The sequence below is a fragment of the Gemmatimonas sp. genome (genome assembly GCF_044345575.1).
Classification (GTDB): Bacteria; Gemmatimonadota; Gemmatimonadetes; order Gemmatimonadales; family Gemmatimonadaceae; genus Gemmatimonas.
Genome location: NZ_JBIJAW010000410.1, coordinates 1 through 2,780, shown reverse-complemented (window position 1 = coordinate 2,780; position 2,780 = coordinate 1). Strand labels below are relative to the sequence as shown.

At 62.7% G+C, this 2,780-nt stretch carries 3 protein-coding genes; all 3 read right to left on the bottom strand.

All coding sequences use genetic code 11. The features are described from left to right. Positions 1-322: 322 nt before the first annotated feature. Positions 323-601, bottom strand: coding sequence for a hypothetical protein (locus ACIQ6O_RS15945; protein WP_396208759.1), 279 nt, complete (start codon positions 599-601; stop codon positions 323-325). Between the two features lie 180 nt (positions 602-781). Beyond that, a complete protein-coding gene (locus tag ACIQ6O_RS15940; protein ID WP_396208758.1) occupies positions 782-1,165 on the bottom strand; it encodes a type IV pilin protein in 384 nt (127 codons plus the stop codon). Positions 1,166-1,454: 289 nt separating this feature from the next. Then, positions 1,455-2,780: DNA polymerase I (gene polA, locus ACIQ6O_RS15935; protein ID WP_396208757.1), on the bottom strand; the 1,326-nt coding region annotated here is incomplete at its 5' end.

The window sequence follows — 2,780 nt, the reverse complement described above, 5'->3', positions numbered from 1 at the left end:
GCAGCGACCTGCGCTACGGTGACCGCACGCGACGGGCACGGGCCCGCATGCGCGCCTACTTCACCTTTCGCCGCGAACCCGAGTTGCAGCGGGTGCTACTTGCCGAGGCCGACGCGCTCCGCCGCGAGGCGGGAGACCTGGAGCGCGCGGTGTTGGCCTAGGGGGAGAAGCGGAGAAAGAGGGGAACTGATATTGGGAGAAAAGGGGAAAACGGGAAAAGGAGACTGAGTTCGCGGCCCCGCTTGTGATTGGCTGTCGTGAACAAACGACACAAACAACCAAAGCCACTCTCATTTTCTCCCTTTCCCCTTTTCTCCCAATTTCAGTTCCCCCCTTTCCCCCTTTCTCCAGAGACGGCCGCCAAGAGACGGTCGTCGAACGGAGGGTACACCGGGCCGCCGAGGTCCCAGTGCCAGGCTTCGCGGCGTTGCTCGGTGCGCGGGTCCTTGAGCGGCTTGTACTGCAGCCGCTTCTCGGCCAAACCCAGCGCCTCGCCGTACGCCACCAGGAGGGCGCGGTCGGTGCTCACCAGATGCACCAGCGGTTCGCCCTTCCAGACATGGCGATGCAACCACAGCCCGCCATCCATCGCGTGAATCATCCCGTCACGGCGTTTGTCGAACTCACGGCACCCAGCCGAAAAATTGAGATCCCGCAAGCGCGCGTGGCGCCGGCGGGAGTCTGGGTCCTGCACAATGGGCGGAAGTGAAGGCACGGGTTGCGGAGCCTGCGGAGGGTCAGGCGATCGGCGTCCCGTCAGCACCCCACGGTGCTCATCAGGTCATTGGCACTCGATGACCCCTTCCTTCGTGGCTGGGGCCAAAGGCGCGGCATCGCCGTAGTACACCGCACAAGTTAGCGGATACGACGCCGGGTGCGTGGCCGTAGCCGACCAACCACGCCCATCCGCCTCAGCGATCGTAATGGTGACCCCGTCCGTGCCGGCGAAGCGCAGCTGGCTCAGGGAGCTGGAGTAGGTCTCATTGAAATAGAAATAGTCTTCCTGAATCGACGTCAAATTCTTGATGTCGGTCTTGATGGTGGCCGCGTAGGCCTTCCCCTTGGTGTTCTGGAACTTCGGGATGGCGATCGCGGCAAGAATGCCGATGATCACCACGACGATCAGCAGTTCGATGAGCGTGAAACCCTTTCGGGTGGATCGCATGGGAAGCCTCAGGACTGAACCGGCACGAGCGCCGGACGGCTGGAACCGACAGAAAGGCCGGTGGGGAAGTCCACCGACAGACGTCTGGCTATACAGCAAACCTGATGCCGCCATAATGAAGAATTCCAAGTTCTTTTACAGCAACGACTTGGAGTTTCATTCCAAAAACCAGATTGCCGGTGACTCTGGCAGGCCCGGCAAATCAGTGCACTCTGCAAGACACCGAGGGTTCGCGAATCGAGGCAAGTTTTTGTGGCTTCAGCACTTGGGTGACGCGACGAGCCCCGGCTCAGGACTTCGCCGCCACCCAATCCGTGCCGAGGCCCATTTCCACGAGCAGCGGGACATCCAGGGTCGCGGCGCCCTCCATCTCCCGCTTCACGAGTGCCTTGAGCGCCCCCTCCTCCTCTGGCGGCAATTCGAACACCAGTTCGTCATGCACCTGCAGCAGCATCCGGGCCGCGAGCTTTTCCGTCGCCAGCGCCGCATGCACGCGGATCATGGCGATCTTGATGAGGTCCGCCGCCGAACCCTGGATGGGCGCGTTGGCCGCCACCCGTTCGCCGAACGCCCGGATGTTGAAGTTCCGCTCCTTGAGCTCGGGGATGTAGCGGCGGCGCTTGAACAGCGTCTCCACGTACCCCTTCTGCTTCGCCTCCACCACACACCGGTCGAGGAAGCTCTTCACGCCGGCGAAGCGTTCGAAGTAGGTGTCGATGAAGTCCTTCGCCTCGGCGTGCGTGATGCGCAGCTGGCGCGAGAGCGCATGCGCCCCCTGTCCGTAAATCGTGGCGAAGTTGATCGTCTTCGCGCGCGCGCGCATTTCACTGTTCACGTCCGCGAGCGGCACGCCGAAGATGATGGCGGCCGTCTGCTTATGAATGTCACCGCCCGCCTTGAACGCCTGCACGAACGCCGGATCCGCGCTGAGATGCGCGAGTAGACGCAATTCGATCTGCGAGTAGTCCGCGCTCAACAGACGCCACCCCGCACGCGGAACGAAGCCGCGGCGAATTTCGCGCCCCAATTCCCGCCGTGACGGAATATTCTGCAGGTTGGGGTCGCTGCTCGACAGCCGCCCCGTGGCCGCTACGGTCTGGTTGTAGCTCGTGTGCAGGCGATGATCGCGCGGATGCACGAGCCGCGGCAACGAGTCGATGTAGGTGCCCTCGAGCTTGAAGATCTCGCGATACTCCATGAGCAGCGTGGGCAGCGTATGCCCTTCCTCCGCCAGCTCTTGCAGCACGCTCGCATCGGTGCTGGGGCCGGTGGCCGTCTTCTTCTTGACCGGCAGCCCCAGCTTCTCGAAGAGAATCACGCGCAAACGGGGATTGGAGTTGATGTTGAACTCCTCGCCCGCTTCCGCGTAGATCGCCTGCTCCACCTTTTCGCGTTCGGTCCTGAAGCGTGTCTTAAGGCTCTCAAACCACGCGAGGTCAATGGCGATCCCCTCGTACTCCATGTCGGCCAGCACCGACACGAGCGGCACCTCCATCTCCTGCAGCAACGGCAGCATTTCGTGCGACGCGAGCAATGGCTCGAGCAACGCACGCAGGCGCATCGTGACATCCACGTCTTCACACGAGTAGTCACGGGCCGCGTCCACCGGCACGGC

Excerpts from the sequence above, each read along its gene's own strand:
- ACIQ6O_RS15945 (WP_396208759.1), bottom strand. The coding sequence starts at position 601 with ATGATTCACGCGATGGATGGCGGGCTGTGGTTGCATCGCCATGTCTGG.
- ACIQ6O_RS15940 (WP_396208758.1), bottom strand. The coding sequence starts at position 1,165 with ATGCGATCCACCCGAAAGGGTTTCACGCTCATCGAACTGCTGATCGTC.